Origin of the sequence: Stenotrophomonas sp. ATs4 (genome assembly GCF_051861585.1) — a bacterium.
GTDB lineage: Bacteria > Pseudomonadota > Gammaproteobacteria > Xanthomonadales > Xanthomonadaceae > Stenotrophomonas > Stenotrophomonas maltophilia_AS.
In genome coordinates this window covers 70,159-95,536 of sequence record NZ_JBLYPK010000011.1, presented here as the reverse complement: position 1 = coordinate 95,536, position 25,378 = coordinate 70,159, and the positions used below count along the sequence as shown (strand labels likewise).

Genomic DNA, 25,378 nt, shown 5'->3' with positions numbered 1-25,378 from the left:
CCGCGCGCCTTACTCCACCGTCACGCTCTTGGCCAGATTGCGCGGCTTGTCCACGTCGGTGCCCCGTGCCAGCGCGGTGTGGTACGCCAGCAGCTGCACCGGAATGGTGTGCACGATCGGGCTGAGCACGCCGGCATGGCGCGGCGTGCGGATCACATGTACGCCTTCGGACTCGTTGAAGTTGCTGTCCTGGTCGGCGAACACGAACAGCTCGCCACCACGGGCGCGTACTTCCTGCATGTTCGACTTCACCTTTTCCAGCAGGCTGTCGTTGGGCGCGATCACCACCACCGGCATGTCCTCGTCCACCAGCGCCAGCGGGCCGTGCTTCAACTCGCCCGCCGGATAGGCCTCGGCGTGGATGTAGGAGATTTCCTTGAGCTTGAGCGCGCCTTCCAGCGCGATCGGATAATGCAGGCCACGGCCGAGGAACAGCGCGCTGCTCTTGCGGGCGAAACGCTCTGCCCACGCGGCAATCTGCGGTTCCATGTTCAGCGCGTGCTGCACACTGCCCGGAAGGAAGCGCAGCTGTTCCAGGTAATCGGCTTCCTGCGCCTCATCGATGCGGCCATGCAGCTTGCCCAGCACTACGGTCAGCTGGAACAGCGCGGCCAGCTGGGTGGTGAAGGCCTTGGTCGAGGCCACACCGATCTCGGCGCCGGCACGGGTATAGCAGACCAGTTCGCTGGCGCGCGGAATCGCACTTTCCGGCACGTTGCAGATCGACAGCGTGTGCTTGTGGCCGAGCGACTTGGCGTACTTCAACGCCTCCATCGTATCCAGCGTTTCGCCGGACTGCGAGATGGTCACGATCAGATGCTTGGGGTTCGCGTAGGCCGCGCGATAGCGGTACTCGCTTGCGATCTCCACGCTGCACGGCAGGCCGGCGATGGCCTCGATCCAGTAGCGCGCGGTCAGGCCGGAGTAGTAGCTGGTGCCGCAGGCCAGGATCTGCACGCCTTCGATGCCCGACAGCACGGCCTCGGCATTCTTGCCGAACAGCTCGGCCGGGAAGCCGCCTGCGTCGATCGCCGCCTCGATGGTATCGCCCAGCGCGCGCGGCTGTTCGTGGATTTCCTTCTGCATGAAGTGGCGGTACGGGCCCAGCTCCAGCGATGCCAGCGACACATCGGACAGATGCACGTCACGCTCGATCGGCTGGTCATGCTCGTCGAAAATGCGCACGCCATCGCGCCGGATCTCGGCGGTATCACCCTCTTCCAGGAAAATCACCTTGCGGGTAGCCGACAGCACCGCCGAAACGTCGGACGCGACGAAATTCTCACCCTCGCCCAGGCCGATCAGCAGCGGACAGCCCATGCGCGCGCAGACAAACCGCTCCGGTTCGGCACGGCTGACCACGGCCAATGCATAGGCACCGGTCAGTTCCTTCACGGTGCGCTGCAGCGCGACCAGCAGGTCATCGCCGTCCTTCAGATGATGGTGGATCAGGTGCGCGATGACTTCGGTATCGGTCTGCGATTCGAAGCTGTAGCCCAGCGCGCGCAGCTTCTCGCGCTGTTCCTCGTGGTTTTCGATGATGCCGTTGTGCACCAGCGCCACGCCGTGGCTGATGTGCGGATGCGCGTTGGCCTCGGTGACACCGCCATGGGTGGCCCAGCGGGTATGGCCGATGCCCAGCACCGCAGTGAAGCCTTCGGCCTCGGCCGCCGTGGCCATTTCCGATACGCGACCGGTGCGGCGCACGCGGCGTACATCGCGGCGCTCACCCTGGTCGATCACCGCGATGCCGGAAGAATCGTAACCACGGTACTCAAGCCGCTTCAGGCCCTCGATCAGCACCGGCACCACGTCGCGATCAGCAATCGCACCTACGATTCCACACATGTCACACGTTTCCTTGAAGACGATCGGCGCATTCTAGCCTGCGTGTCCGGCGTCGCCCTCCTGTCCGCTTAATGAAAGTGTCCGGAAAGGTGTCCGCGGACACCCGGACACTTGAAGTCGCCGCGCAAATCATTGAACGAAAAGGAAATAAAGTTGGCATGCATCGTGCTTGTATCGGGTACCACCCAGGCACCACCGACAGGCACGCATCGATGATCCGCGACACTTCCGCACAGGACCAGATCGTTTCCTCCGCCCCGGCGGGCACCACCCGCGCCTCCTGGCAGCGCTACCGCTGGCCGGCGCTGGCTGCTGTCGCGCTGCTGGCCGGCATCGGCTGGGCCGTGCACGCCTGGTCCAATGCCAGCCGCTCCTTCGACAGCAGCCGCGTGCGCATCGCCGAAGTGAAGCGCGGCGACCTGGTCCGCGACATTGCCGCCGACGGCCGCGTGATCGCCGCCAACAGCCCGATCCTGTATGCCATCTCGGCCGGTACCGTGGACCTGAAGGTGGTCGCCGGCGACGTGGTCAAGAAGGGCCAGGAACTGGCGGTCATCGACAGCCCGGAACTGCGCAGCAAGCTGGCCCAGGAACAGGCCACCCTGGCCGGCCTGGAGGCTGAATCGAGCCGCGCCGCGTTGGACGCCACCCTGGCCCGCGCCAAGTCGCGCAAGGAAACCGATCAGGCCACCATCGAACGGCAGGCCGCTGACCGTGACCTGCAGCGCTACCAGCGCGGCTACGACGGCGGCGCGGTTCCGCAGATCGACCTGGCCAAGGCCAAGGACTCGCTGAAGAAGGCCGACATCACGCTGGCCAACGCCACCACCGATGCACACCTGCAGAGCCAGGGCGCGGACCTGGATGCCCGCAACAAGCGCCTGCTGGCCGACCGCCAGAAGGCCGTGGTGGCCGAAGTGCAGCGCCAGGTCGACGCGCTGACCCTGCGTGCTCCGTTCGATGGCCAGGTCGGCCAGGTGCAGGCCATCCAGTCCACCAACCTGGTCGCCAACGCGCCGGTGCTGGGCGTGGTCGACCTGTCCAAGTTCGAAGTCGAGATCAAGGTGCCGGAAAGCTTCGCCCGCGACCTGGCGATCGGCATGCCGGCGCAGCTGACCGGCGGCAACGGCAAGCCGTTCCCGGGCGAGATCAGCGCGGTGTCGCCGGAAGTGGTCAACGGCGAGGTCAACGCCCGCGTGCGCTTCGCCAGCGCACAGCCGGAAGGCCTGCGCCAGAGCCAGCGGATGTCGGTGCGTGTGCTGCTCGATACCCGCAAGGACGTACTGAAGGTCGAGCGCGGCCCGTTCGTCGAACAGGGCAACGGCGTGGCCTACGTGATGGATGGCCGCACCGCGGTGCGCCGCCCGGTGGAACTGGGCGTCAGCAGCCTGGGCGAAGTGGAAATCAAGTCGGGTGTGCAGCCGGGCGACCGTATCGTGGTCTCCGGCAGCGACCTGTTCAAGGACGCCGAACGCGTCTCCGTCAACTGATACCTGATACCTGAATCCTGGAGAGAGGACACCCCATGTACATGCTCGAAATGCGTTCGGTCGCCAAGGTCTTCCGCACCGAACAGGTGGAAACCCACGCGTTGCGCTCACTGGAACTGCAGGTCAAGGAAGGCGAGTTCGTCGCCGTCACCGGCCCGTCCGGCTCCGGCAAGACCACGTTCCTCAACATCGCCGGGCTGCTGGAAACCTTCACCAGCGGCACCTACATGCTCGACGGCCAGGATGTGAGCAAGCTTGGCGACGACGCACGCAGCCGCCTGCGCAACCAGAAGATCGGCTTCATCTTCCAGGGCTTCAACCTGATTCCGGACCTGAACCTGTTCGACAACGTCGACGTGCCGCTGCGCTATCGGAAGATGAGTGCCAACGAGCGCCGCGAGCGCATCGAGAAGGCACTGAGCCAGGTCGGCCTGGGCTCGCGCATGAAGCACTACCCCAACGAACTGTCCGGCGGCCAGCAGCAGCGCGCGGCCATCGCCCGTGCCCTGGCCGGCAGCCCGCGCCTGCTGCTGGCCGACGAACCGACCGGCAACCTGGACACGCAGATGGCCCGTGGGGTGATGGAACTGCTGGAAGAGATCAACGCTGCCGGCACCACCATTGTGATGGTCACCCATGACCCGGAGCTGGCCGCACGCGCGCAGCGCAACGTGCACATCGTCGATGGCCAGGTGACCGACCTGGTGCGCGAGCCGGTGCTGGCCACCCCGCCGCGCCACATTGTCGCCGTCAACGAGTGAGGGCCCGACCATGTTCGCCTACTACGCCCGATTGGCGGTGCGCAGCTTCCGCCGCAACAAGATCCTGACTGCGCTGATGGTGGTCGCCATCGCGCTCGGCATCGGCGCCTCGATGACCACCTTGACCGTGTTCCATGTACTTTCCGGAAACCCCATCCCGGAGAAGAGCGAGCGCCTGTTCTACGCGCAGATCGACCCCCGCCCGCGCAACGGCTTCGGCCTTGAGGAAGAGCCGGAGGAGCAGATGACGCGCTACGACGCCGAAGCACTGCTGCGCGAAGCCAAGGCCGAGCGCCAGGTGATGATGACTGCTGGCGACGCTACCCTCGAACCTGACAACAGCACGCTGAAGCCGTTCTCGATCGATACCCGCTGGACCTCGGCCGACTTCTTCCCGATGTTCAACGTGCCCATGCAGTACGGCCGCCCATGGACGCGTGAAGACGATGACGGGCGCGCGCGCGTGGCGGTCATTTCCAAGACACTCAACGAAAAGCTGTTCCAGGGTGCCAACAGCGTCGGCCGCGAAATCCGGCTGGAGGGCAATGCACTGCGCATCGTCGGCGTCATGAAGGAGTGGAACCCGGAGCCGCACTTCTTCGACCTGACCACCGGCGCGTTCGGCAAGGAAGAGGATCTGCTGGTGCCAGTCTCCACCTCCTTCGAACTGCAGTTGGGCAGCAACGGCAACATGAACTGCTTCGGCGAGAATCCGGACGGTGCCAACAGTTACTCGCTCAACGCACCGTGTGCCTACCTGCAGTACTGGGCGGAAATGGATCCGTCCAAGGCCGGCGACTATCGTCGCTACCTGGAGAACTACTCCAGTCAGCAGCGCCAGGCTGGCCGCTTCGAGCGCCCGGTCAATGTCCGCCTGCGCACCGTGATGGAATGGCTGGACTTCAAGGGTGCGGTACCCAGCGACGTGCGCCTGCAGTTGTGGCTGGCACTGGGCTTCCTCGGCGTCTGCCTGGTCAATACGGTCGGCCTGCTGCTGGCCAAGTTCCTGCGCCGCAGCGGTGAGATCGGCGTGCGCCGCGCATTGGGCGCCAGCCGTGGCCAGATCTTCCTGCAGTGCCTGGTCGAAGCCGGTGCCGTGGGTGTTGTCGGCGGCGTGCTCGGCATCGGACTGGCCCTGCTGGGGCTGTACGCGGTGCGCCAGCAACCGGTGACATACGCGCAGCTGGCCCATCTGGACGGCAACATGCTGCTGCTCGCGCTCGGCCTGACGCTGCTCGCCAGCCTCGCCGCCGGTTTCCTGCCGGCCTGGCGTGCGATGCAGGTCACCCCAGCCATCCAGCTCAAGTCGCAGTAAGCACGAGAACGAGGACTTCCCATGGACATCCGCCCCATCCTCAGCACTCTGCGCCGGCACAAGACCGCTGCCGCGCTGATCGTGCTTGAAATCGCACTGACCTGCGCCATCGTCTGCAACGCCCTGTTCCTGGTCAGCCAGCGCGTGGAGCGCATCAGCCGGACCAGTGGCATGGTCGAAAACGAACTGGTCATGGTTCGCGTGACCGGCGTCGGCAAGCAGACCGATGCCGCCGCCCGTACCCGTGAAGACCTGGCCTCGCTGCGCGCCATTCCCGGCGTCACCGCGGTCAGCGTGATCAACCAGCTGCCGTTCCGCAACAGCTCCTCCAACACCAGCATCTCGCGCGAGATGAACCAGGAGCGCCCCACCGCCAGCGTGGGCATGTACACGTTCTCCGAAGACGCGCTACGCACCCTGGGCCTGAACCTGGTTGCGGGACGCGACTTCCAGCCCGGTGAGTACTTCGATTTCGACAACCTGAGCAAGGCCAACGGAACGCCGGTGATCCTCAGCCAGGCCGCCGCGCACAAGATGGCACCGGACGGCAATGCGCTGGGCAAGACGTACTACATGGGCAAGCAGACGGTGAACGTGATCGGCATCGTCGACACGCTGGTCACCCCCAATGGCTGGGGCAACAACTGGGATGACACGATGATCATGCCGGTGCGCCGTGTATTCGGCGATGGCATCTACATGCTGCGCACCGACCCGGCGCGCCGCGACGAGGTGCTGAAAGCCGCACTGGCCGCACTGGACCGCAACGATCCCAATCGCCTGACCCGCGAGAAGGAGTCGTTCTCGGAGCAGCGCGCGGACTTCTTCAAGAACGACCGGGCGATGGTCGGCCTGCTGATCACCGTCTGCGTGGCCCTGCTGGTCGTCACCGCGCTGGGCATCGTCGGCCTGGCCAGCTTCTGGGTGCAGCAGCGCAGCAAGCAGATCGGCATCCGCCGTGCGCTCGGTGCGACCCGTGGCCAGATCCTGCGCTACTTCCAGACCGAGAACTTCCTGCTGGCCACACTGGGCATCGTGCTGGGCATGCTGGCAGCCTACGCGATCAATCTGGCTTTGATGAACCTGTACGAGCTGCCGCGCATGCCGCTGCTGTACCTGCCATTGGGTGCGCTGTTGCTGTGGGCCCTCGGCCAGATCGCGGTGTTCGGCCCTGCACGCCGTGCCGCAGCGGTGCCGCCGGCGGTCGCCACGCGGGGTGCCTGAGATGCGCGCGCAGCTGCTGGCGCTGCTGCTGGTCCTGCCGCTGCCGGTGCTTGCCGGCGGCGGCAGCTCGAAGACCCTGCAATGGCAGCAGGACGCCGCCCGGCTGGCATTGCATTCAACCGAAGGCCAGGTGCAGGTGGAGGCTGCCAGCCCGGAAGCCCGTTTTGGTGTCCGCCGGGGGGACCGCATCCTGCGCGTGGATGACACCCCCGTCTACCAGATCGAGCATCTGGCCCAGGCGATGAACCAGACCCACGCAGCCCGGGCCTACCTGTTGCTGCGGCGGGAGCGGCGGCTGCTGAGCGTCGCCGTGGATGTCGACGTCTGGCGCCTGGCTTTGGCAGCCCCGCCGCCACCGCCGCCACCGCCTGCTCCACCCCGCCACTGAGAAGCGGCACCCCCTGCACGTCCACGGGTTTGGCTATGCTTGATGGGTGGCGCCGGGCTCTCCCGGTGCTTGGACACGATCGGCTCCATCGGTGCCGCCCATCCCTTTCTGCAGAACCGCTTGATGCCTTCGATCCTGATCATCGACGACAACGCCAGTGTGGGCACCGCGCTGGACGTGCTGTTCTCCCTGCACGACATCGACACCCTGCAAGCGCAGAGCCCTTCCGAGGGACTGGCGCTGCTCGAGTCGCAGCCGGTCGACCTGGTCATCCAGGACATGAACTTCAGCGAGGACACGACCTCCGGTGAGGAAGGCGAGGCCCTGTTCGCGCAGATCCGCGCGCGCCATCCGGACCTGCCGGTGATCCTGCTGACCGCCTGGACTCACCTGAGCAGCGCGGTGGATCTGGTCAAGGCCGGTGCCGCCGACTACCTGGCCAAGCCCTGGGATGACCGCAAGCTGATGACCACGGTCAACAACCTGCTGGAATTGTCAGAGGCGCGTCGCGAACTGGACCGCCGCCGCAGCCGCGAACTGCGCCAGCGCAACGCGCTGGAAGAGAAGTACGACCTGTGCGGCGCCGTGTTCGCCGACCCGGCCAGCGAGCGCGTCATCGCCCTGGCCTGCCAGGTCGCACGTTCGGAGCTGCCCGTATTGATCACCGGCCCGAACGGCGCCGGCAAGGAAAAGATCGCGCAGATCATCCAGGCCAATTCGCTGGTGGCCAAGGGCCCGTTCGTGGCCGTCAACTGTGGCGCGCTGCCCTCGGAGCTGATCGAGGCTGAGCTGTTCGGTGCCGAGGCCGGTGCCTACACCGGCGCCAACAAGGCGCGTGAAGGCAAGTTCGAAGCTGCCGATGGCGGCACCCTGTTCCTGGATGAGATCGGCAACCTGTCGCTGGGCGGGCAGATGAAACTGCTGCGTGTGCTGGAGACCGGCCGCTTCGAGCGCCTGGGCTCCAACCGCGAACGCCAGGTCAAGGTGCGCGTGGTCAGTGCGACCAATGCCGACCTGCCAGCAATGATCCGCGACGGCAGCTTCCGCGAAGACCTCTACTACCGCCTCAACACGGTGGAGCTGGTGCTGCCGCCGCTGGCCGAACGCCCGGGCGATATCGTGCCGCTGGCCGAGCGCTTCCTGACCGCTGGCAAGCCCCTGTCCAGTGCCGCCACCGCGGCCCTGCAGCGGCACCCGTGGCCAGGCAACGTGCGCGAACTGCGCAACGTGATCCAGCGCGCCGAACTGCTGGCCACCGGCAACCGCATTGAAGTGGCCGATCTCAACCTGCCGCGCGCAGCCGCCGCACCGCGCCCGGCGCCGAGTACTGGCAATGATCCCGACCGTACGCGCATCGAGGACGTGCTGGCGCGCAACCACGGCGTCATCGCCCAGGCCGCCGCCGAACTCGGCCTGAGCCGGCAGGCACTGTACCGGCGGATGGATCGCCACGGCATCCCACGCGAATGAAGCGGCGCTCGTTCACCTTCCGTCTTTTCCTGCGCCTGCTGCCGGTGCTGGCGCTGGCTGCCGCGCTGCCGTGGCTGCTGGCGTACTGGATGGACCATGGTTGGGTAGTCACCACGGTGTCCGCGCTGGTCCTGCTGTCGCTGATGTGGTGGACCCTGCGCCGGGCCACTGCGCCGGTGCGTTCGCTGATGCGCGCCCTGTCCGGCACCACCAGCAGTTACCGCGATGGCGAGTACAACTTCGGTGTGTACTGGCCCGGCAACGACGAGCTGGGCGACCTGGTAGAAGCCCACCGCGAGCTGGGTGACGTGCTGCGCGCACAGCGTCAGGGCCTGGTGCAGCGCGAGCTGCTGCTGGACACCATGGTGCAGAACACGCCGGTGGCCATGCTGCTGATCGCCTCGGGCGGTGATGGCATCGCCCGCGTGGTGTTCTCCAACCTGGCCGCGCGCAAACTGCTGCACGGCGGCTGGAAACTGGAAGGGCAGCGCCTGGAAGAGGTACTGGAACAGGTGCCGGTGGAACTGCGCGATGCCATCGCCCGTGGCGGCGACAGTCTGTTCGCGGTACACGCCGAGGGAGAGGACGGCGACGAGGACGACGAGCAGGTCTACCACCTCTCGCGACGCGCTTTCCAGCTCAACGGCCGACCGCATGATCTGCTGCTGGTGCGCCTGCTCACCGCCGAACTGCGCCGACAGGAAGTGCAGACCTGGAAGAAAGTGATCCGGGTGATCAGCCACGAGCTCAACAATTCGCTGGCGCCGATCGCGTCGCTGGCCCATTCCGGCGGCGTGCTGGTGCAGCGTGAGCGCTTCGATCGGCTGCCAGAGATCTTCACCACCATCGAAGACCGTGCGCGCCACCTGGAAGGCTTCATCCGCGGCTATGCACGCTTCGCCAAGCTGCCGCAGCCGCAGCTGCAGACCGTTCACTGGGCGCCGTTCCTTTCAAGCATGCGGCAGCAGATTCCGTTCGGCATGGAACGTGAGCCGGATGAAGAAATGAGCAGCCGCATCGACATCGCACAGTTCGGGCAGGCGCTGTTGAACCTGTTGAAAAACGCGCACGAAGCCTGTGCCGAAGCAGAGCCGCCCAACGACGACGTGCAGGTGCAGCTGACCCGGTTGCCACAATGGTTGCGCCTGGATGTGCTCGACCGTGGCAAGGGCATGAACGAACAGGTGCTGCAGAACGCACTGATGCCGTTCTATTCGACCAAGCGCAACGGCACGGGGCTGGGACTGGCCCTGACGCGCGAGATCGTGGAAGCGCACGGCGGCCGGGTGTCGCTGCAGAACCGCGGTGACGGCGGGTTGTGCGTGTCGATCCTGTTGCCCGTGGGCTGAGCGGGCCAACGGGATTCCCGGTAGTCGCCGACCTTGCCCGGCCAGTAGATCCACGCCATGCGTGGATGCCGTTCCGGCAGATGCCGACCTTGGTGGGCCAGTAGATCCACGCCATGCGTGGATGCTGTTCCGGTAGCTGCCGACCAAGGTCGGCAGCTACCAGACCCGCCGCATCGCCACCCGCAGCTGCATCGGAAAACCCAACGCGGCTTCTTCGACCATCACCGCACGCAAGTCATCGTTCCACTGCGCCTGAGGCACTACGTCGAACCCTTCGCTGGCATAGAAAGCCGCATTCCACGGCACATCGGACAAGGTGGTCAGCACCGCCGCAGGGTAGCCACGCGCCTTGGCCTCGCCCAGTGCATGCCGCAACAACGCACGACCGTAGCCACGCCGCGCATGCATGGGATCCACGTCCATCTGCAGCACATGGAACTCACCGCAGAGCTCACCGGCCAGCAGATAGCCGGCAATGCCGCCGTCGGCCGCATCCACCACCCACAGCTGCCCGCGCTGAAGGCCGTCCTGCAGCGTCTGCAGGTCCAGGCCATGGCCGGCGAACACCGGGTAGGCCGGGTGGCCCTTCAGCAGTTCACCGGCACGTTGCTCGATGACAGGCAGCGCACCGAGCTCGTCGGCGCGCGGTGCACGTGGCTCAGGACTTCTTGAGCGGGCGCTTCCAGCCATCGATGGTTTCCTGTCGTGCACGTGCCAGGGTCAGCTTGCCGTCCGGGGCATCGCGGGTAATGACCGAGCCCGCTGCAATGGTGGCGCCCTCGCCGATCAGCACCGGTGCCACCAAGGCGCTGTTGGAGCCGATGAAGGCGTTGTCGCCGATGGTGGTGGTCGACTTGTTGACGCCATCGTAGTTGCAGGTGATCGTGCCAGCGCCGATGTTCACCCTGCTGCCGATCACCGCATCGCCCAGGTAGGTCAGGTGGTTGGCCTTGCTGCCCACGCCCAGTGTGACCTTCTTGGTCTCGACGAAGTTGCCGACATGCACGCCATCGGCCAGCACAGTACCGGGGCGCAGCCGTGCGAACGGGCCAACCTGCGCAGCGCCTTCGGTGACCACGCCTTCCAGGTCGCAATGCGCGCGCACTTCGGTACCCGGGCCAAGATTGACGTCCTTCAACCGGTTGAACGGTCCGATGGTCACGCCATCGCCCAGCACGATGTTGCCCTCGAGCACGACGTCGACGTCGATCAGCACGTCGCTGCCCACGGTGACGGTACCGCGGATGTCCAGCCGCGCCGGATCACGCACCCGCGCCCCCTGTGCGCACAACGCGCGCACCGCACGGCGCTGCCAGGCACGCTCCAGCTGCGACAGCTGCCAGGGATCGTTTGCGCCTTCGGCTTCCTGCGCATCGGCCACCAGCGCCATCTCGGCAGGGGTGTATTCATGTGCGGCGAAAGCAAACACGTCGGTGAGGTAGTACTCGCCCTGTGCATTGCTGTTCGACAACTGCGACAACCAACGGCGAAGCGCGGTCGATTCGGCAGCGATGATGCCGGTATTGATCGTGCGCACGCGCAGTTGGTCGTCGTTGGCATCCTTCTGCTCGACGATCGAGCCGACCTTGCCTTCGGCATCGCGCAGCACGCGGCCGTAACCGGTCGGGTCATCGACATCGGCGACCAGCACCGCCAGTCGACCCGGCTGCGCCAGCAGGTCGCGCAGGGTCTGCGCGCGGATCAGCGGCACGTCGCCGTACAGCACCAGCACCTGCGCGGCGTCTGGCACCTGCGGCATCGCCTGGGCTACCGCATGGCCGGTGCCAAGCTGCTGCGCCTGCTCGGCCCACTGCAGATCGGGCTGGCCGGCAAAGTGCTGGCGCACCGCTTCACCACCATGGCCGTAGACCACGTGGATCGCCGAGGGCTGCAGTTCGCGGGCCGCATCGATCACATGCGCCAGCATCGGCTGGCCGGCGATCGGCTGCAGTACCTTCGGCAGCACCGACTTCATGCGCTTGCCGGCGCCAGCGGCGAGGATGATGACGTGCAGGGGCTGGGTCATGGGCAATGGTCCGCGCAGCCGCGGAGCTTGGGGAATAGAGCTGATAGCATAGCCGAGCAATCCGCAGGACCGATGTGAACCGTGTACGCCGTCAAGGAACGACTCTGCAATCTGCTGCCCTGGCTGGGCGCGTTACTGCTTCTGCTGGGCCTGTGCATCACTCCGTTGTACAGGCAACTGCCATCAGGCCGCCTCAAAGAGCTGGTTGTCCTTTGCCTGTTGGCCGGCGCAGTTGCCTGGCTGCTGAAACGGACTCGCAGCATTCCCATGGCCAGCGGGCTGGCCTTGTTCTGGGTATTGCTGTTGCCCATATTCACCGGCCCGTTACCCTGGCTGGCCTCAGCGTTCCTGGCGCTTGCCGGCATTGCGATCGGGCAGATGCTGTTCCCCCGACGCCCTCTTGCGCTGCAGGCCATCGTTGGCATGGTAGCAATGGCCGGAGTAATGGGATGGACCTTGCTGTTGCCCATCCACAGCCGCTGGCTCTATCTTGCCGCCGCCGTCGCGCTGGTTGCTTGGCGCCGCTCCACCTTGTGGGCCCTGCTTAGGGTGAGCAGGACGCACTGGCGGCGGGCAGTGGAAGCGGCGCCGCGAAGCGCCACCCTCGCCATGTTCGCAATGGGCTTGGCCAGCACCGCCTGTTGGCTGCCGACTCTGCAGTATGACGATCTCACCTATCACCTGCGGCTGCCCTGGCAGCTCATGGAGAACGGTGTCTACTTCCCCGCACCGCAGTATCAGATCTGGGCTCTGGCACCTTGGGCAACAGATATCCTCCAGGCCATTCCACAGGTGATCACCGGTACGGAATCCCGGGGGGCGGTCAACGCCATCTGGCTCGTGCTGCTCGCCACCGGTGCATGGCAGTTCGCGGCTGCGTTGGATGCAGGCCCTCAACTGCGCTGGCTGGCGATTGCCTTGATCGCCAGCCTTCCGATGACGGCCAACCTCGCCGCTGGCATGCAGGTCGAACTGCCCAGCGCCGCGGTGGTGCTGTGGCTGTGCGCACTGGCGGCTGCGCCCGCCGACGGTCGCCTGTCCAACTGGATGTTGATGGCAGTGTTGGCGGGCGGCTTGCTGGCAATGAAATCGATGAGCGGGTTGCAAGCCCTGCCTGTCCTGATCTGGGCGCTGTACCGCCATCCATGGCCTTCGTGGCCCAGCATCGGACAGGTGCTGCTGATCGGGCTGTTGATCGGTGGTTCCAGCTATGTATTCGCTACGTGGATCGCCGGAAATCCGGTACTTCCGCTGTTCAACAGTGTTTTTCACTCTCCCTACTTCGGGGCCGAGGATTTCGTTGACCTGAGGTACAAGACCGGATTTGGGCCCGGCCTGCCATGGAACCTGACCTTTCACTCGTCGAGGTATCACGAAGGATTCGATGGTGCCGCGGGGGTGATCCTGATCGGACTGGCAGGACTTTGGCTGCTCGCCCTGCTGCGTCCCTCCACGCGTGCAGCGGCCGTGGTCACGCTGGCCGTGCTCACCTTGCCCCTTATGCTGGTCCAGTATCTTCGCTATGCCTATCCAGGCATGGTCATGTTGTGCGTGCTGGCGCCAGCGGCACTCGGGGCGGGCCCTGTCCGTCGGTCGCTGGTGGGGCTGCTGGTGGCTGTCTGTGTACTCAACCTGGGCTACCAGTCTTCAGCCAACTGGATGCTGCGCGGTGGCGCACTGAAGCAGACGCTGAAGGCGCCAGGGGGCGATGTTCCGATGTTCCAGCGATTCGTGCCCGAACGCTCACTAGCCTCGGCCATCCGCCGATCAGGTGAAGCCCGGGGAAACGTACTGCTGCTGGACCCTTCCGACGCCTTCTTCGCCGAATTCGGTACGCGTGGGCGCACGATCAGCTGGTACGCGCCGGGCCTGCTGTCAGCGGCGGCAGCCGCCGAACTGGACCCCACTGGCCAGCGCTGGCTTGCCTTGCTGCAGAAGGAGCAGGTGAGGCACGTGATCCTGCGCGTGGAAACGACGACGCCTGTGCAACGAGCGGCGCTTGAGCTTGCTGGCGCGCGCCTGCGCGAGGAAGCTGGTGACCGTCAATGGTGGAGCTTGCCGCCGCTGCGGGAGCGTCATCCTTGATGGTCATCGTCGTCGCATCCCGGGCGCTGGAGCGCAGCGCCGTATCGGTGCATGCATCCCATCACCAGCCGAGAGGATACCGAGCGCTATGACCCTTGCCCGCCAAGGCGGCTCCTATTTCCTTGTCGGTCTGGTGCAACTGCTGCTGGACTGGCTGGTGTTCGTCGGCACCACAGCACTGGGAACTCCGGTTGTGCCAGCGAACATCGCCGGTCGCATGGCCGGGATGCTGCTCGGCTTCTGGCTCAATGGTCGCTACACCTTCGCCGAGGCCGGTACCCAAAAGCTTGGCTGGAAGCGCTTCGCGCGATTCTTCGGACTATGGCTGCTGCTGACCGTGTCAAGCACGTTGCTGATGAGCCTGGTCGACCACGCGCTGGGCCTGCAGTACACGTGGCTGGCCAAGCCGCTGGTGGAAGGCGGATTAGCCTGCGTGTCGTTCCTGTTGATGCGCTGCGTGGTGTATCGCTGATGCGGGATCGGGATCGGGATCGGTAGAGTCGATTGTTGATCGGCTGCGCTTCCAACAGGCCGCGAAAATCCCGTGCTGCGCGCGATAGTCGACGCTCCCTGACGCACAAACAAAAACGCCGGCACAGGGCCGGCGTTCTCGTGGGTGCAACGCGAACCTCAGTGCTTGAGATTCTTGCGCAGACGCTCCAGCGCCTGCAGCTGGACGACGGCTTCAGCCAGCTTCTGCTGCGCTTCGGCCACTTCCATCGCTTCGCCGCGGTTGGCCAGGATGCGCTCGGCTTCTTCCTTGGCCTTGCGGACCGAGGCCTCGTCGATGTCCTGCGCGCGGATCGCGGTGTCGGCCAGCACGGTCACCACCTGCGGTTGCACTTCCAGGATGCCGCCGGAAATGGCGAAATCCAGCTGCTCGCCGTTCGGCGTGGTCACCACCACCTTGCCCGGCTTCAGGCGGGTGATCAGCGGCGCGTGCTTGGGCGCGATGCCCAGTTCGCCCAGCTCACCGGTGGCCACGACCAGGGTCGCTTCACCACGGAAGATTTCCTGCTCGGCGCTGACGATGTCGCAACGGATGGTGCTCATGGAACTCTCTTCGCTAGGGGGCGGGTGTTACCCACCGCAGGGGTTTCCGCAGCGGTGGGCACAGGCCCACCCCGTGTCACGGATGGGACAGGCCGAGGCCTGTCCCTGCCGCATCAGGCCTTCTCGGCCATCTTCTTGGCCTTCTCGACCGCTTCTTCGATGCTGCCGACCATGTAGAACGCCTGCTCCGGCAGGTGGTCGTACTCGCCATCGACGATGGCCTTGAAGCCACGGATGGTGTCCTTCAGCGACACGTACTTGCCCGGCGAGCCGGTGAACACTTCGGCCACGTGGAACGGCTGGCTGAAGAAGCGCTCGATCTTGCGGGCGCGCGACACGGCCTGCTTGTCTTCTTCGGACAGTTCGTCCATGCCCAGGATGGCGATGATGTCCTTCAGTTCCTTGTACTTCTGCAGGGTCTGCTGGACGCGCTGGGCGGTGTCGTAATGCTCGTGGCCGATGACCAGCGGGTCCATCTGGCGGCTGGTCGAATCCAGCGGATCGACGGCCGGGTAGATACCCAGCGAAGCAATCGAACGCGACAGGGTCACGGTCGAATCCAGGTGGGCGAAGGTGGTCGCCGGCGACGGATCGGTCAAGTCATCCGCGGGAACGTAGACGGCCTGGATCGAGGTGATCGAACCGTTCTTGGTCGAGGTGATGCGTTCCTGAAGGACGCCCATTTCCTCAGCCAGGGTCGGCTGGTAACCCACGGCCGACGGCATACGACCCAGCAGTGCCGACACTTCGGTACCGGCCAGGGTGTAGCGGTAGATGTTGTCGACGAACAGCAGCACGTCCTTGCCCTTGCCGTTCTCGTCCTTCTCGTCGCGGAAGTACTCGGCCATGGTCAGGCCGGTCAGCGCGACGCGCAGGCGGTTGCCCGGCGGCTCGTTCATCTGGCCGTACACCATCGCGACCTTGTCCAGGACGTTGGAGTCCTTCATCTCGTGGTAGAAGTCGTTGCCCTCACGGGTACGCTCACCCACGCCGGCGAACACGGACAGACCGCTGTGCGCCTTGGCGATGTTGTTGATCAGTTCCATCATGTTGACGGTCTTGCCGACGCCGGCGCCGCCGAACAGGCCGACCTTGCCGCCCTTGGCGAACGGGCACATCAGGTCGATGACCTTGATGCCGGTTTCCAGCAGCTCGGTGGCCGGGGACTGGTCTTCGTACGACGGTGCGTCGCGGTGGATTTCCCAGCTGTCGCTGGCGGTCACCGGACCGGCTTCGTCGATCGGACGGCCGAGCACGTCCATGATGCGGCCCAGGGTACCGGCGCCGACCGGCACCGAGATACCGCGGCCGGTGTTGTTGGCGACCAGGTTGCGCTTCAGGCCGTCGGTGGAACCCAGCGCGATGCAACGGACCACGCCGTCGCCCAGCTGCTGCTGGACTTCAAGAGTGATCTCGGTGTTTTCCACCTTCAGTGCGTCATACACCTTCGGCACCGACTCACGCGGGAATTCGACGTCGACGACGGCGCCGATGATCTGAACGATCTTGCCCTGACTCATTGCTGCATCCTCTAAATGTGTGCTTTGAACGAACGCGGTCAGACTGCTGCCGCGCCGCCGACGATTTCGGAAATTTCCTGGGTGATCGCTGCCTGGCGCGCCTTGTTGTAGACGAGCTGCAGATCGCCGATCAGCTTGTTCGCGTTGTCGCTGGCCGACTTCATCGCAACCATGCGTGCAGCATGTTCGGACGCGACGTTTTCCAGCAGCGCCTGGTACACCAGCGATTCGATGTAACGCGTCATCACGTGCTCAAGCACGGTCGCGGCATCGGGTTCGTACAGGTAGTCCCAGTCGTGATGGGCGACCTGCTTCTCGGCGGCCGGCAACGGCAACAGCTGATCGAAGCTGGCCTTCTGCGTCATCGTGTTGATGAAGCGGTTGTAGACCAGGTACACGCGATCGACCTTGCCTTCGGTGAAGGCATCGAGCATGACCTTGATCACGCCGATCAGCGATTCCAGCTTCGGCACGTCACCGATGTGGGTCACGCTGCCGACCATGTTGACCTTCACGCGACGGAAGAAGGTCGATGCCTTCTGGCCGATGGTCACCATGTCCACTTCGGCGCCCTTGTCCTGCCAAGCCTTGGCTTCACCCAGGAGCTTGCGGAACAGGTTGTTGTTGAGGCCACCAGCCAGGCCGCGATCGGAGGAGATCACGATGAACCCGACCCGCTTGACCTGCTCACGCTCGACCAGGAACGGATGCTGGTAGTCGGTGCTGGCCTGCGCCAGGTGGCCGATCACCTGCTTCATCGCCTGCGCGTACGGACGCGAGGTCTTCATCCGATCCTGCGCCTTGCGGATCTTGGAGGCCGAGACCATTTCCAGGGCGCGCGTCACCTTGCGGGTGTTCTGCACGCTCTTGATCTTGGTTTTGATTTCGCGTCCGCTTGCCATCTTTGATTCCCGTAGAGCGGGGCGATGCCCCGCTGCATTCAGCGGTGTAGCGGGGCCAGGCCCCGCCACACGTTCGTCTTACCAGCTGCCGGTGGTCTTGAACTCGGCGATGCCCTTCTTGAAGGCACCTTCGATGTCGTTGTCCCAACCGCCGGTGGCGTTGACCTTGCCGATCAGCTCGCCCTGGGTGTTGGCGAAGTGCGCGTGCAGGCCTTCTTCGAACGCCAGCAGCTTGTTGACCGGCACGTCGTCGAGGTAGCCCTCGTTGACGGCGTAGATCGACAGCGCCTGGTTGGCGATCGACATCGGCGCGTACTGCTTCTGCTTCATCAGCTCGGTGACGCGCTGGCCACGCTCCAGCTGCTTGCGGGTCGCTTCGTCCAGGTCCGAGGCGAACTGCGCGAACGCAGCCAGCTCACGGTACTGCGCCAGCGAGATACGGATGCCGCCGGACAGCTTCTTGATGATCTTGGTCTGGGCCGAGCCACCGACGCGCGACACCGAGATACCGGCGTTCACGGCCGGACGGATGCCGGCGTTGAACAGATCGGTTTCCAGGAAGATCTGGCCGTCGGTGATCGAGATCACGTTGGTCGGAACGAAGGCGGACACGTCGCCGGCCTGGGTTTCGATGATCGGCAGCGCGGTCAGCGAACCGGTCTTGCCGGTGACCTTGCCTTCGGTGAACTTCTCGACGTATTCCTCGGACACGCGGGCAGCGCGTTCCAGCAGGCGCGAGTGCAGGTAGAACACGTCACCCGGGTAGGCTTCACGGCCCGGCGGGCGCTTCAGCAGCAGCGAGATCTGGCGGTAGGCAACGGCCTGCTTGGACAGATCGTCGTACACGATCAGCGCGTCTTCGCCGCGGTCCATGAAGTACTCACCCATGGTGCAGCCCGAGTAGGCGCTGATGTACTGCATGGCAGCCGATTCGGAGGCGGTGGCGGCAACAACGACCGTGTGTGCCAGTGCGCCGTTCTCTTCCAGCTTGCGCACGATGTTGGCGATGGTCGAAGCCTTCTGGCCGATCGCAACGTACACACACTTGATGCCGGTGCCCTTCTGGTTGATCACCGCATCGATGGCCATCGCGGTCTTGCCGGTCTGGCGATCGCCGATGATCAGCTCGCGCTGGCCACGGCCGATCGGGATCATCGAGTCGACCGACTTGTAACCGGTCTGCACCGGCTGGTCGACCGACTTGCGCCAGATCACGCCCGGTGCAACGCGCTCCACCGGAGCGGTCAGGTCGGTACCCAGCGGGCCCTTGCCATCGATCGGCTCGCCCAGGGCGTTGACGACGCGGCCCAGCAGTTCCGGACCAACCGGCACTTCCAGGATGCGGCCGGTGGTCTTGGCAACGTCGCCTTCGCGCAGGTGCTCGTAACCGCCCAGGACCACGGCGCCGACCGAGTCGCGCTCCAGGTTCAGGGCCAGGGCGAAGCTGTTGTTCGGCAGTTCGATCATTTCGCCCTGCATCACGTCGGCCAGACCGAAGATGCGCACGATGCCGTCGGACACGCTGGTCACGGTGCCTTCGTTGCGCGATTCCGCGGCCAGCTTGACCTTCTCGATGCGGTTCTTGATCAGTTCGCTGATTTCGGAGGGGTTGAGCGTGGTTGCCATCGTCAAGTCCTAGTGCCGGCAGCGGGGCCGGACGTTAAATGAATTCAGTTAGCGAGCGCGGTCTGCAGACGGGCCAGCTTGCCCTTCAGCGAACCATCGATGACCACGTCACCGGCGTCGATCACGGCGCCACCGATCAGCGAAGCGTCGACCGCGGTGGTCACTTCGACCTCGCGGTTGAAGCGCTTGCGCAGCGCGGCCTTGATCGCATCCAGTTCACCGGCCGAGAGTTCGGCGGCAGAGGTCACGTTGGCCTTGACCACGTGCTCGGCATCGGCGCGCAGGGCGTCGAACATGCCGGAGATTTCCGGCAGCAGCGGCAGACGATGCGATTCGGCCAGGATGGCCAGGAAGCGCGAGTAGGTTTCGCCGTGGGTCGCCGGCGCCAGCAGGGCGACGGCATCGTCACGGCCCAGCTCCGGGTTGGCGAGCAGGGCCGCCACGCGCGGATCGGCGGCGACGTGGGCGGAGAACGCGAGGGCGTCCGACCACGGCGCAAACGCGCCTTCGTCGCGCGCGGTCGCGAACGCGGCGCGGGCGTACGGGCGGGCAAGCGTGAGGGCCTGGCTCATCCTTAGATCTCCGAGGCCAGCTCGTCGAGCAGCGCCTTGTGGGCGTTGGCGTCGATTTCGCGCTTGAGCAGCTTTTCGGCACCAGTCACGGCCAGCGCGGACACCTGCTTGCGCAGATCTTCACGGGCACGGTTGGCGGCGGCGTCGATCTCAGCCTGGGCCAGATCCTTCTGACGGGTGGCTTCGGTGATCGCTTCGGTGCGGGCAGCGTCAACGATCTGGTTGGCACGCGCGTGGGCCTGATCGATGATCTCGTTGGCCTTGGTGCGGGCTTCCTTCAGCGCTTCGTTGACCTTCTCCTGCGCCTGGGCCAGATCTTTCTGGCTGCGGTCGGCAGCAGCGAGGCCTTCAGCAATCTTCTGCTGGCGCTCTTCGATCGCGTTCATCAGCGGCGGCCAGATCTTGGTCGCGATGATCCAGATCAGACCAGCGAAGGCGAGCGCCTGCGCAAGAAGGGTGAAATTGATATTCATGGTTAGCTCGATCGCTGGTTTCGGGGTGGACGCGCCGCCGAAGCGGCGCATCCGGCCTTCATCCGAAACCGGGTGCATCAGCACCCGGTCTTCTCAAACCGCTGTATCAGCCGGCCAGAGCCTTGGTGACGGCGCCAGCAAAGGCAGCCGACAGCGGGTTGGCGAAGGCCAGCAGCAGGCCGACGGCGACCGAGATGATGAACGCGGCGTCGATCAGGCCAGCGGTGATGAACATGCGCACCTGCAGGACCGGGATCAGCTCCGGCTGGCGGGCGGCCGACTCCAGGAACTTACCAGCCATGATGGCCAGACCCAGACCGGCGCCCAGCGCGGCCAGGCCGATCATGATGCCGACGGCAAGGGCGGTGGAGCTCTGAATCTGCGCGAAGTTGGTCAGGACGGCGAAGTACATGGTTATCTCCAGGAACTTAAGTTGCTAAGGGTGATGAAACGGATGAAGGTTGAAACGCGTTGAAGCTTGAAACTCAGTGAGCGTCTTCCGACAGGCTCAGGTACACGATCGACAGCATCATGAAGATGAAGGCCTGCAGCGGGATCACCAGCAGGTGGAACAGCATCCAGCCGAGGCCGAACACACCACCGGCAATGGCACCGAAGAAACCGGCACCACCCAGCACCCAGATCAGCAGGAACACGATTTCGCCGCCGAACATGTTGCCGAACAGTCGCATCGCCAGCGAGATCGGCTTGCTCAGCCACTCGACGATGTTGAGGATCAGGTTGAACGGCATCATCCACTTGCCGAACGGCGCCGTCAGGAATTCCTTGATGAAGCCAAGCAGGCCCTTGGACTTCAGCGCGAAGAACAGCATCAGGAAGAACACGCTGAAGGCCATGCCCAGGGTGGCATTGACGTCAGCGGTCGGCACCGGCTTCCAGTAGTGCACGCCCGCCCATTCCAGCGGCTTGGCGATGAAATCGGCCGGGATCATCTTCAGCAGATTCATCATCAGGATCCAGAAGAAGATCGTGATGGCGATCGGCGTGACCAGCTTGCTCTTGCCGTGGTAGGTGTCCTTGGCCTGGCGGTCGACGAACTCCAGGCAGATTTCCACGAACGCCTGCCACTTGCCCGGCACGCCGGCGGTGGCCTTGCGGGTTCCCAGCCAGAACGCGACAACGATCACCAGGCCCATCAGGACAGCGGTGAGGAAGGTATCGACGTGGATATGCCAGAACATACCCTCACCCTTGCCGACCGGCGCGGTCAGGTTGTGCAGGTGATGCTGGATGTAGCTGGTAGGGGTTAGAGCCTCGCCCGCCATGTGTCCGGAACCTTCAGTTAATTGAATTCTGTCAACGCCTGGCCATGGCCAGGACCTGGAACATCAAGCCGACGGCGATACCGGCCAACAGCGCCAATGCAGGCAGCTTGAAGACCAGGAACCCCACCAGCAGGACGCCGAATACCACCACCCACTTGGCGACGATCGCGATGATCAGGCGAGCCATCGCCGATCCCGCGGCCAGTGCTCCCCCACCCAGTGCCATCCGTGCCGCAACCCAGCCACCGGCCGAAATGGCCACACCGGACGCCAGTGCGCCGAGGGCATACTTCGGACCTACCAGCAGGAAAGCCAGGGCCAGGACAGCCACCGCGGCCAGCGGGTAGACCGCGGCGCGCAGCATCAGTCGCCGACCCGCATCAACGGAGTTCAGCACAGGACGTCCCGCGTGGTTGCAAGTGGAGGGCTGAGGCGGCTACAGCAGGGGGGGCCTCATCGAGCCGCCAAATTATAGCAATGGGACAATTTGCGAGACAACCGCTGCCTGTTCATCCCGGGAAGCCGCAAGTTGCGGTAGCGGTTACATTTTTGCGTGCCACCCTGGGGACAATGACGTCCGTATGATGTTGCAGCGCAGTATTGAACTTTGGTCGCAGGCCACGGAACTTTCGCCGCAGCGGGTTGGTCCGACCTTTCGACCTGCCTGCAGCAACCTCGTCGACGCTTCGCCCGCAGGTCCCACGATGGCCCCGAAGCCCGGCTCCGGGGCCATCTTTTTTGCATCTTCGCGACAGCGCTGAACCGTGCACATGCTGTGGACCATACGTTCACGGATGGTGGACGCCGCCGTCCGGCACAGTGGTCTTCATTCTGATGAACCACTGCAAGGACTCTTCGATGCGCCCTGTACCCACCCTGCTCGCCCTCTCCCTGCTCGCCACCGGCGCTTCGTTCGCCACTGCCGCCCATGCGGCCGAAGGCGACGACCGCTTCGCCATCCGTCTGGGTGCGATGAACATCGATTCGGACAACACGCTCCGCGGCAGCACCACGGTAGCCGGCCAGGACATCGCCCTGAATCAGGACTTCAAGCTGGGTGGCAAGGAATGGGAGCCGCGCATCGACGGCATGTTCCGCATCAGCAACCGTCAGCGCCTGCTGTTCAACTACTTCAAGTACGACAAGGACCGTCGCGAGACGCTGGACCAGGGCATTTCCTTCGGCGGTGAAAATGTGCCGGCCGGCAGCTTCGTCAAGGGTGAGCTGAAGTACCAGGTGGCCAGCCTCGTCTATGACTACTCGGTCGTCGATACCGACACCTTCGACCTCGGCCTGCAGATCGGTGGTGAGTACGCCAAGATCAGCACCAAGGGCTATGCGGACCTGGGCACCGTCTACGAGGGCCAGTTCCTCAACGAGAAGGCCGACGGCATTGCGCCGGTGGTGGGTGCGCGCATGACCTTCAACCCGTCCGAGCGCTGGATGATCACGCTGCAGGGCCAGTACCTGAACACGCGCTGGGGCAGCTTCGATGACTACAAGGGCGACCTGAGCCGCGCCAATGCGATCGTCGATTACCGCCTCACCAAGAATTTCGGTGTGTTCGCCGGCTATGACTGGTTCAAGCTGGACGTGGACAAGAAGGGCAGCGACGGCACCATCGGCCTGAAGCAGGAGTTCAAGGGCCCGGTGGCCGGTATCAGCTTCGTGTTCTGATCCCCCGCCCCTTCCACGGCACTCTCTCTCCTGGCGCGGCCTCCGGAACATCGGGGCCGCGCTTTTTTGTGCTGTTTTTCCCTACGTGCAGGAGCAAGAGCAGCTGGGTCGAGCGCCTGAGGGAGAGGGGGCTGGGTGCGAATGTCCCCCGGCGCCGGCCTGCGGCCGTCACCTCCTCCTTTACTTCGCACCCAGCCCCCCCCCTCCCTCCGCGTGTCAGGCGTCCACGCGGCCCAGGCAGTGGCTCTCGACTGTCCGCAAGCCGAGCCGCTGCGCGGGTGGCAGGCGTTTGGACAAAGTAAAGGAGGAGGCGACCGCCACAGGCGGGCGACGGGGGACATTTGTCGAAATGCCTGCCACCCGCGCAGCCGCCCAATCGCTCGCAATGAGAACGATCGAAGTCCACACAAACGACCAACAAAAAACCCGGCTTGCGCCGGGTTTTCCGTTTCGCCGGACATGGCCCGGCGCTACTTCTTTCTAGGAAGGTACAGATCGGTGATCGTGCCGTCGTAGATTTCCGACGCCATCGCCACCGATTCGCTCAGCGTCGGGTGGGCGTGGATGGTGTGGCCGATGTCTTCGGCTTCAGCACCCATCTCGATGGCCAGGCCGATCTCGGCCAGCAGGTCACCAGCGTGCACGCCAACGATGGCACCACCGATGATGCGGTGGGTCTCTTCGTCAAAGATCAGCTTGGTGAAGCCCTCGGTGCGACCAATGCCGATCGCGCGGCCGCTGGCGGCCCACGGGAACTTGGCCACGCCGACCTTCAGGCCCTTGGCCTTGGCTTCGGTCTCGGTCACGCCAACCCAGGCGATCTCCGGATTGGTGTAGGCCACCGACGGAATCACGCGGGCCACCCACTCCTTCTTGTGGCCGGCAGCCACTTCAGCGGCCAGCTTGCCCTCGTGCGTGGCCTTGTGGGCCAGCATCGGGTTGCCGACGATGTCGCCGATGGCAAAGATGTGCGGCACGTTGGTGCGCATCTGGCGGTCCACCGGGATGAAGCCACGGTCGGTGACCTGCACGCCGGCCTTTTCGGCATCGATCTTCTTGCCGTTCGGCGAGCGGCCCACGGCCACCAGCACGCGGTCGAAGGTGCCCTGCGCCAGCGCAGGCGTCTGGCCTTCCTCGGCGGCTTCGAAGGTCACGGTGATGCCCTTGGCATCGGCGGCGACGCCCGAGGCCTTGGTCTTCAGGTGCACTTCGATGCCCTGCTTCTTCAGGCGGTCAGCCAGCGGCTTGACCAGGTCCTTGTCGGCGCCCGGCATCAGCTGGTCCATGAACTCGACCACGGTGACCTTGCTGCCCAGCGCACCGTAAACGGTGGCCATTTCCAGGCCGATGATGCCGCCACCGACAACCAGCAGGGAGCCCGGCACTTCGGCCAGCTCCAGCGCGTCGGTGGAATCCATCACGCGCTTGTCGTCCCACGGGAAGTTCGGCAGCTTCACTGCCTGCGAACCGGCGGCGATGATGCACTTCTGGAAGCGCAGCAACTGAGTGCTGCCGTCAGCAGCGGTGATCTCCAGCTCGTTGGCCGAAACGAATTTGCCGACGCCCTGCACGCTGCGGACCTTGCGCTGCTTGGCCATGCCGGCCAGGCCCTTGGTCAGCTGGTTGACGACCTTTTCCTTGTACTCGCGCAGCTTGTCCAGGGTGATGGTCGGCTTGCCGAACTCGACGCCGAAATCACCGGCGTGGGCCACTTCGTCGATGACCGCTGCGGCGTGCAGCAGCGCCTTGGACGGAATGCAGCCGACGTTGAGGCAGACGCCGCCGAGGCTGGCGTAGCGCTCGACCAGCACCGTATCCAGGCCGACGTCGGCGGCGCGGAAGGCAGCGGTGTAGCCGCCCGGGCCCGAGCCCAGCACGACCATCTCGCATTCGATGTCAGCCGGCTTGCCGCTGGACAGCGCCGGCTTCGGTGCGGCTGGTTCGGCCGGGGCGCGGTGCGACGGAGTCACCGGCGGCTTGCTGGCCGGGGTGGCCGCAGCCGGGGCCGGGGTGGCCGCAGCCGGGGCCGGCGCAGCGGCCTTGGCCGGAGCTTCGGCGGCGCCTTCAGCATCCAGCAGCACGACCACGGCGCCTTCAGACAGCGTGTCACCCAGCTTGACCTTGATTTCCTTGACCACGCCGGCGGCCGAGGACGGCACTTCCAGGGTGGCCTTGTCCGATTCCAGGGTCACCAGACCCTGGTCTTTCTTCACCGTGTCGCCGACGGCGACCAGCACTTCGATCACCGGTACATCGCTGTAATCGCCGATGTCGGGAACCTTGATTTCAATCGTGGCCATGGTGGATTTTCCT

At 64.9% G+C, this 25,378-nt stretch carries 23 protein-coding genes; 10 read left to right on the top strand and 13 right to left on the bottom strand.

Going from position 1 to position 25,378, the window contains the following annotated elements; translation table 11 throughout:
• Window positions 1–9: 9 nt before the first annotated feature.
• Window positions 10–1,848 (bottom strand): glutamine--fructose-6-phosphate transaminase (isomerizing), encoded by a 1,839-nt coding sequence (gene glmS / locus ABR323_RS18695; protein ID WP_439450370.1) that lies wholly within the window; start codon window positions 1,846–1,848, stop codon window positions 10–12.
• Between the two features lie 212 nt (window positions 1,849–2,060).
• Here glmS and ABR323_RS18690 point away from each other — a divergent pair, with 212 nt between their 5' ends.
• From ABR323_RS18690 to ABR323_RS18660, 7 genes are all read left to right on the top strand, one after another.
• Window positions 2,061–3,338, top strand: coding sequence for an efflux RND transporter periplasmic adaptor subunit (locus tag ABR323_RS18690; RefSeq protein WP_439450369.1), 1,278 nt, complete (start codon window positions 2,061–2,063; stop codon window positions 3,336–3,338).
• A gap of 35 nt (window positions 3,339–3,373) precedes the next feature.
• On the top strand, window positions 3,374–4,099 hold the full coding sequence (locus ABR323_RS18685) for an ABC transporter ATP-binding protein (protein ID WP_006394322.1): 726 nt from the start codon (window positions 3,374–3,376) through the stop codon (window positions 4,097–4,099).
• A gap of 10 nt (window positions 4,100–4,109) precedes the next feature.
• Entirely contained in the window at window positions 4,110–5,414 is a 1,305-nt protein-coding gene (locus ABR323_RS18680; protein ID WP_135275180.1) for an ABC transporter permease, read from the top strand.
• A gap of 21 nt (window positions 5,415–5,435) precedes the next feature.
• Window positions 5,436–6,638 (top strand): ABC transporter permease, encoded by a 1,203-nt coding sequence (locus ABR323_RS18675; RefSeq protein WP_135275181.1) that lies wholly within the window; start codon window positions 5,436–5,438, stop codon window positions 6,636–6,638.
• A 1-nt stretch (window position 6,639) separates the two neighbouring features.
• Window positions 6,640–7,026, top strand: coding sequence for a PDZ domain-containing protein (locus tag ABR323_RS18670; protein WP_439450368.1), 387 nt, complete (start codon window positions 6,640–6,642; stop codon window positions 7,024–7,026).
• Between the two features lie 123 nt (window positions 7,027–7,149).
• Window positions 7,150–8,496 (top strand): sigma-54-dependent transcriptional regulator, encoded by a 1,347-nt coding sequence (locus tag ABR323_RS18665; RefSeq protein WP_439450367.1) that lies wholly within the window; start codon window positions 7,150–7,152, stop codon window positions 8,494–8,496.
• The gene (locus tag ABR323_RS18660) at window positions 8,493–9,845 is read left to right on the top strand and encodes a sensor histidine kinase (protein ID WP_135275184.1); all 1,353 of its coding nucleotides are present in this window, start codon (window positions 8,493–8,495) and stop codon (window positions 9,843–9,845) included. Before ABR323_RS18665 ends, ABR323_RS18660 begins: the two co-directional genes overlap by 4 nt.
• Window positions 9,846–10,001: 156 nt before the next feature.
• On the opposite strand, the gene ABR323_RS18655 is transcribed toward ABR323_RS18660, so the two are convergent.
• Together ABR323_RS18655 and glmU are read right to left on the bottom strand one after the other, a co-directional pair.
• Window positions 10,002–10,535: a GNAT family N-acetyltransferase gene (locus tag ABR323_RS18655; protein ID WP_439450366.1), complete on the bottom strand. Its 534-nt coding sequence runs from the start codon at window positions 10,533–10,535 to the stop codon at window positions 10,002–10,004.
• The gene (gene glmU / locus ABR323_RS18650; protein ID WP_439450365.1) at window positions 10,504–11,871 is read right to left on the bottom strand and encodes a bifunctional UDP-N-acetylglucosamine diphosphorylase/glucosamine-1-phosphate N-acetyltransferase GlmU; all 1,368 of its coding nucleotides are present in this window, start codon (window positions 11,869–11,871) and stop codon (window positions 10,504–10,506) included. The genes ABR323_RS18655 and glmU overlap by 32 nt, the downstream gene beginning before the upstream one ends.
• An 81-nt stretch (window positions 11,872–11,952) precedes the next feature.
• Between glmU and ABR323_RS18645 the strand changes: the two genes are divergently transcribed.
• Window positions 11,953–13,956, top strand: a complete 2,004-nt coding sequence (locus tag ABR323_RS18645) for a hypothetical protein (protein ID WP_439450364.1) — start codon at window positions 11,953–11,955, stop codon at window positions 13,954–13,956.
• An 88-nt stretch (window positions 13,957–14,044) separates the two neighbouring features.
• Complete coding sequence (locus ABR323_RS18640) at window positions 14,045–14,428, top strand: GtrA family protein (protein ID WP_439450363.1); 384 nt, start codon at window positions 14,045–14,047, stop codon at window positions 14,426–14,428.
• A 158-nt stretch (window positions 14,429–14,586) separates the two neighbouring features.
• Here the strand turns inward: ABR323_RS18640 and ABR323_RS18635 are convergent, their stop codons facing one another.
• The 9 genes from ABR323_RS18635 to ABR323_RS18595 all read right to left on the bottom strand — a co-directional run bounded on the left by ABR323_RS18635 (window position 14,587) and on the right by ABR323_RS18595 (window position 21,785).
• Window positions 14,587–15,009: a F0F1 ATP synthase subunit epsilon gene (locus ABR323_RS18635; protein WP_005419509.1), complete on the bottom strand. Its 423-nt coding sequence runs from the start codon at window positions 15,007–15,009 to the stop codon at window positions 14,587–14,589.
• 113 nt (window positions 15,010–15,122) lie between these two features.
• Complete coding sequence (atpD, locus tag ABR323_RS18630; RefSeq protein ID WP_135275189.1) at window positions 15,123–16,529, bottom strand: F0F1 ATP synthase subunit beta; 1,407 nt, start codon at window positions 16,527–16,529, stop codon at window positions 15,123–15,125.
• A gap of 38 nt (window positions 16,530–16,567) precedes the next feature.
• Entirely contained in the window at window positions 16,568–17,431 is an 864-nt protein-coding gene (gene atpG, locus ABR323_RS18625; RefSeq protein ID WP_135275190.1) for a F0F1 ATP synthase subunit gamma, read from the bottom strand.
• Window positions 17,432–17,509: 78 nt separating this feature from the next.
• Window positions 17,510–19,057 carry a F0F1 ATP synthase subunit alpha gene (gene atpA, locus ABR323_RS18620; protein ID WP_046984974.1) on the bottom strand — a complete coding sequence of 516 codons (1,548 nt, stop codon included), beginning with the start codon at window positions 19,055–19,057 and terminating at the stop codon, window positions 17,510–17,512.
• A gap of 44 nt (window positions 19,058–19,101) precedes the next feature.
• A complete protein-coding gene (locus ABR323_RS18615) occupies window positions 19,102–19,629 on the bottom strand; it encodes a F0F1 ATP synthase subunit delta (RefSeq protein WP_135275191.1) in 528 nt (175 codons plus the stop codon).
• 2 nt (window positions 19,630–19,631) lie between these two features.
• Window positions 19,632–20,102, bottom strand: coding sequence for a F0F1 ATP synthase subunit B (locus tag ABR323_RS18610; RefSeq protein ID WP_012512170.1), 471 nt, complete (start codon window positions 20,100–20,102; stop codon window positions 19,632–19,634).
• A 106-nt stretch (window positions 20,103–20,208) separates the two neighbouring features.
• Entirely contained in the window at window positions 20,209–20,514 is a 306-nt protein-coding gene (gene atpE, locus ABR323_RS18605) for a F0F1 ATP synthase subunit C (protein ID WP_005411133.1), read from the bottom strand.
• Window positions 20,515–20,587: 73 nt separating this feature from the next.
• Window positions 20,588–21,388, bottom strand: coding sequence for a F0F1 ATP synthase subunit A (atpB, locus tag ABR323_RS18600; RefSeq protein WP_439450362.1), 801 nt, complete (start codon window positions 21,386–21,388; stop codon window positions 20,588–20,590).
• Window positions 21,389–21,419: 31 nt separating this feature from the next.
• Window positions 21,420–21,785 carry a hypothetical protein gene (locus tag ABR323_RS18595; RefSeq protein ID WP_006394654.1) on the bottom strand — a complete coding sequence of 122 codons (366 nt, stop codon included), beginning with the start codon at window positions 21,783–21,785 and terminating at the stop codon, window positions 21,420–21,422.
• Window positions 21,786–22,246: 461 nt separating this feature from the next.
• On the opposite strand from ABR323_RS18595, the gene ABR323_RS18590 reads away from it, so the two are divergent.
• A complete protein-coding gene (locus ABR323_RS18590; RefSeq protein WP_439450361.1) occupies window positions 22,247–23,065 on the top strand; it encodes a hypothetical protein in 819 nt (272 codons plus the stop codon).
• A 470-nt stretch (window positions 23,066–23,535) separates the two neighbouring features.
• On the opposite strand, the gene lpdA is transcribed toward ABR323_RS18590, so the two are convergent.
• Window positions 23,536–25,365 (bottom strand): dihydrolipoyl dehydrogenase, encoded by a 1,830-nt coding sequence (lpdA, locus tag ABR323_RS18585; protein WP_439450360.1) that lies wholly within the window; start codon window positions 25,363–25,365, stop codon window positions 23,536–23,538.
• Window positions 25,366–25,378: the final 13 nt, after the last annotated feature.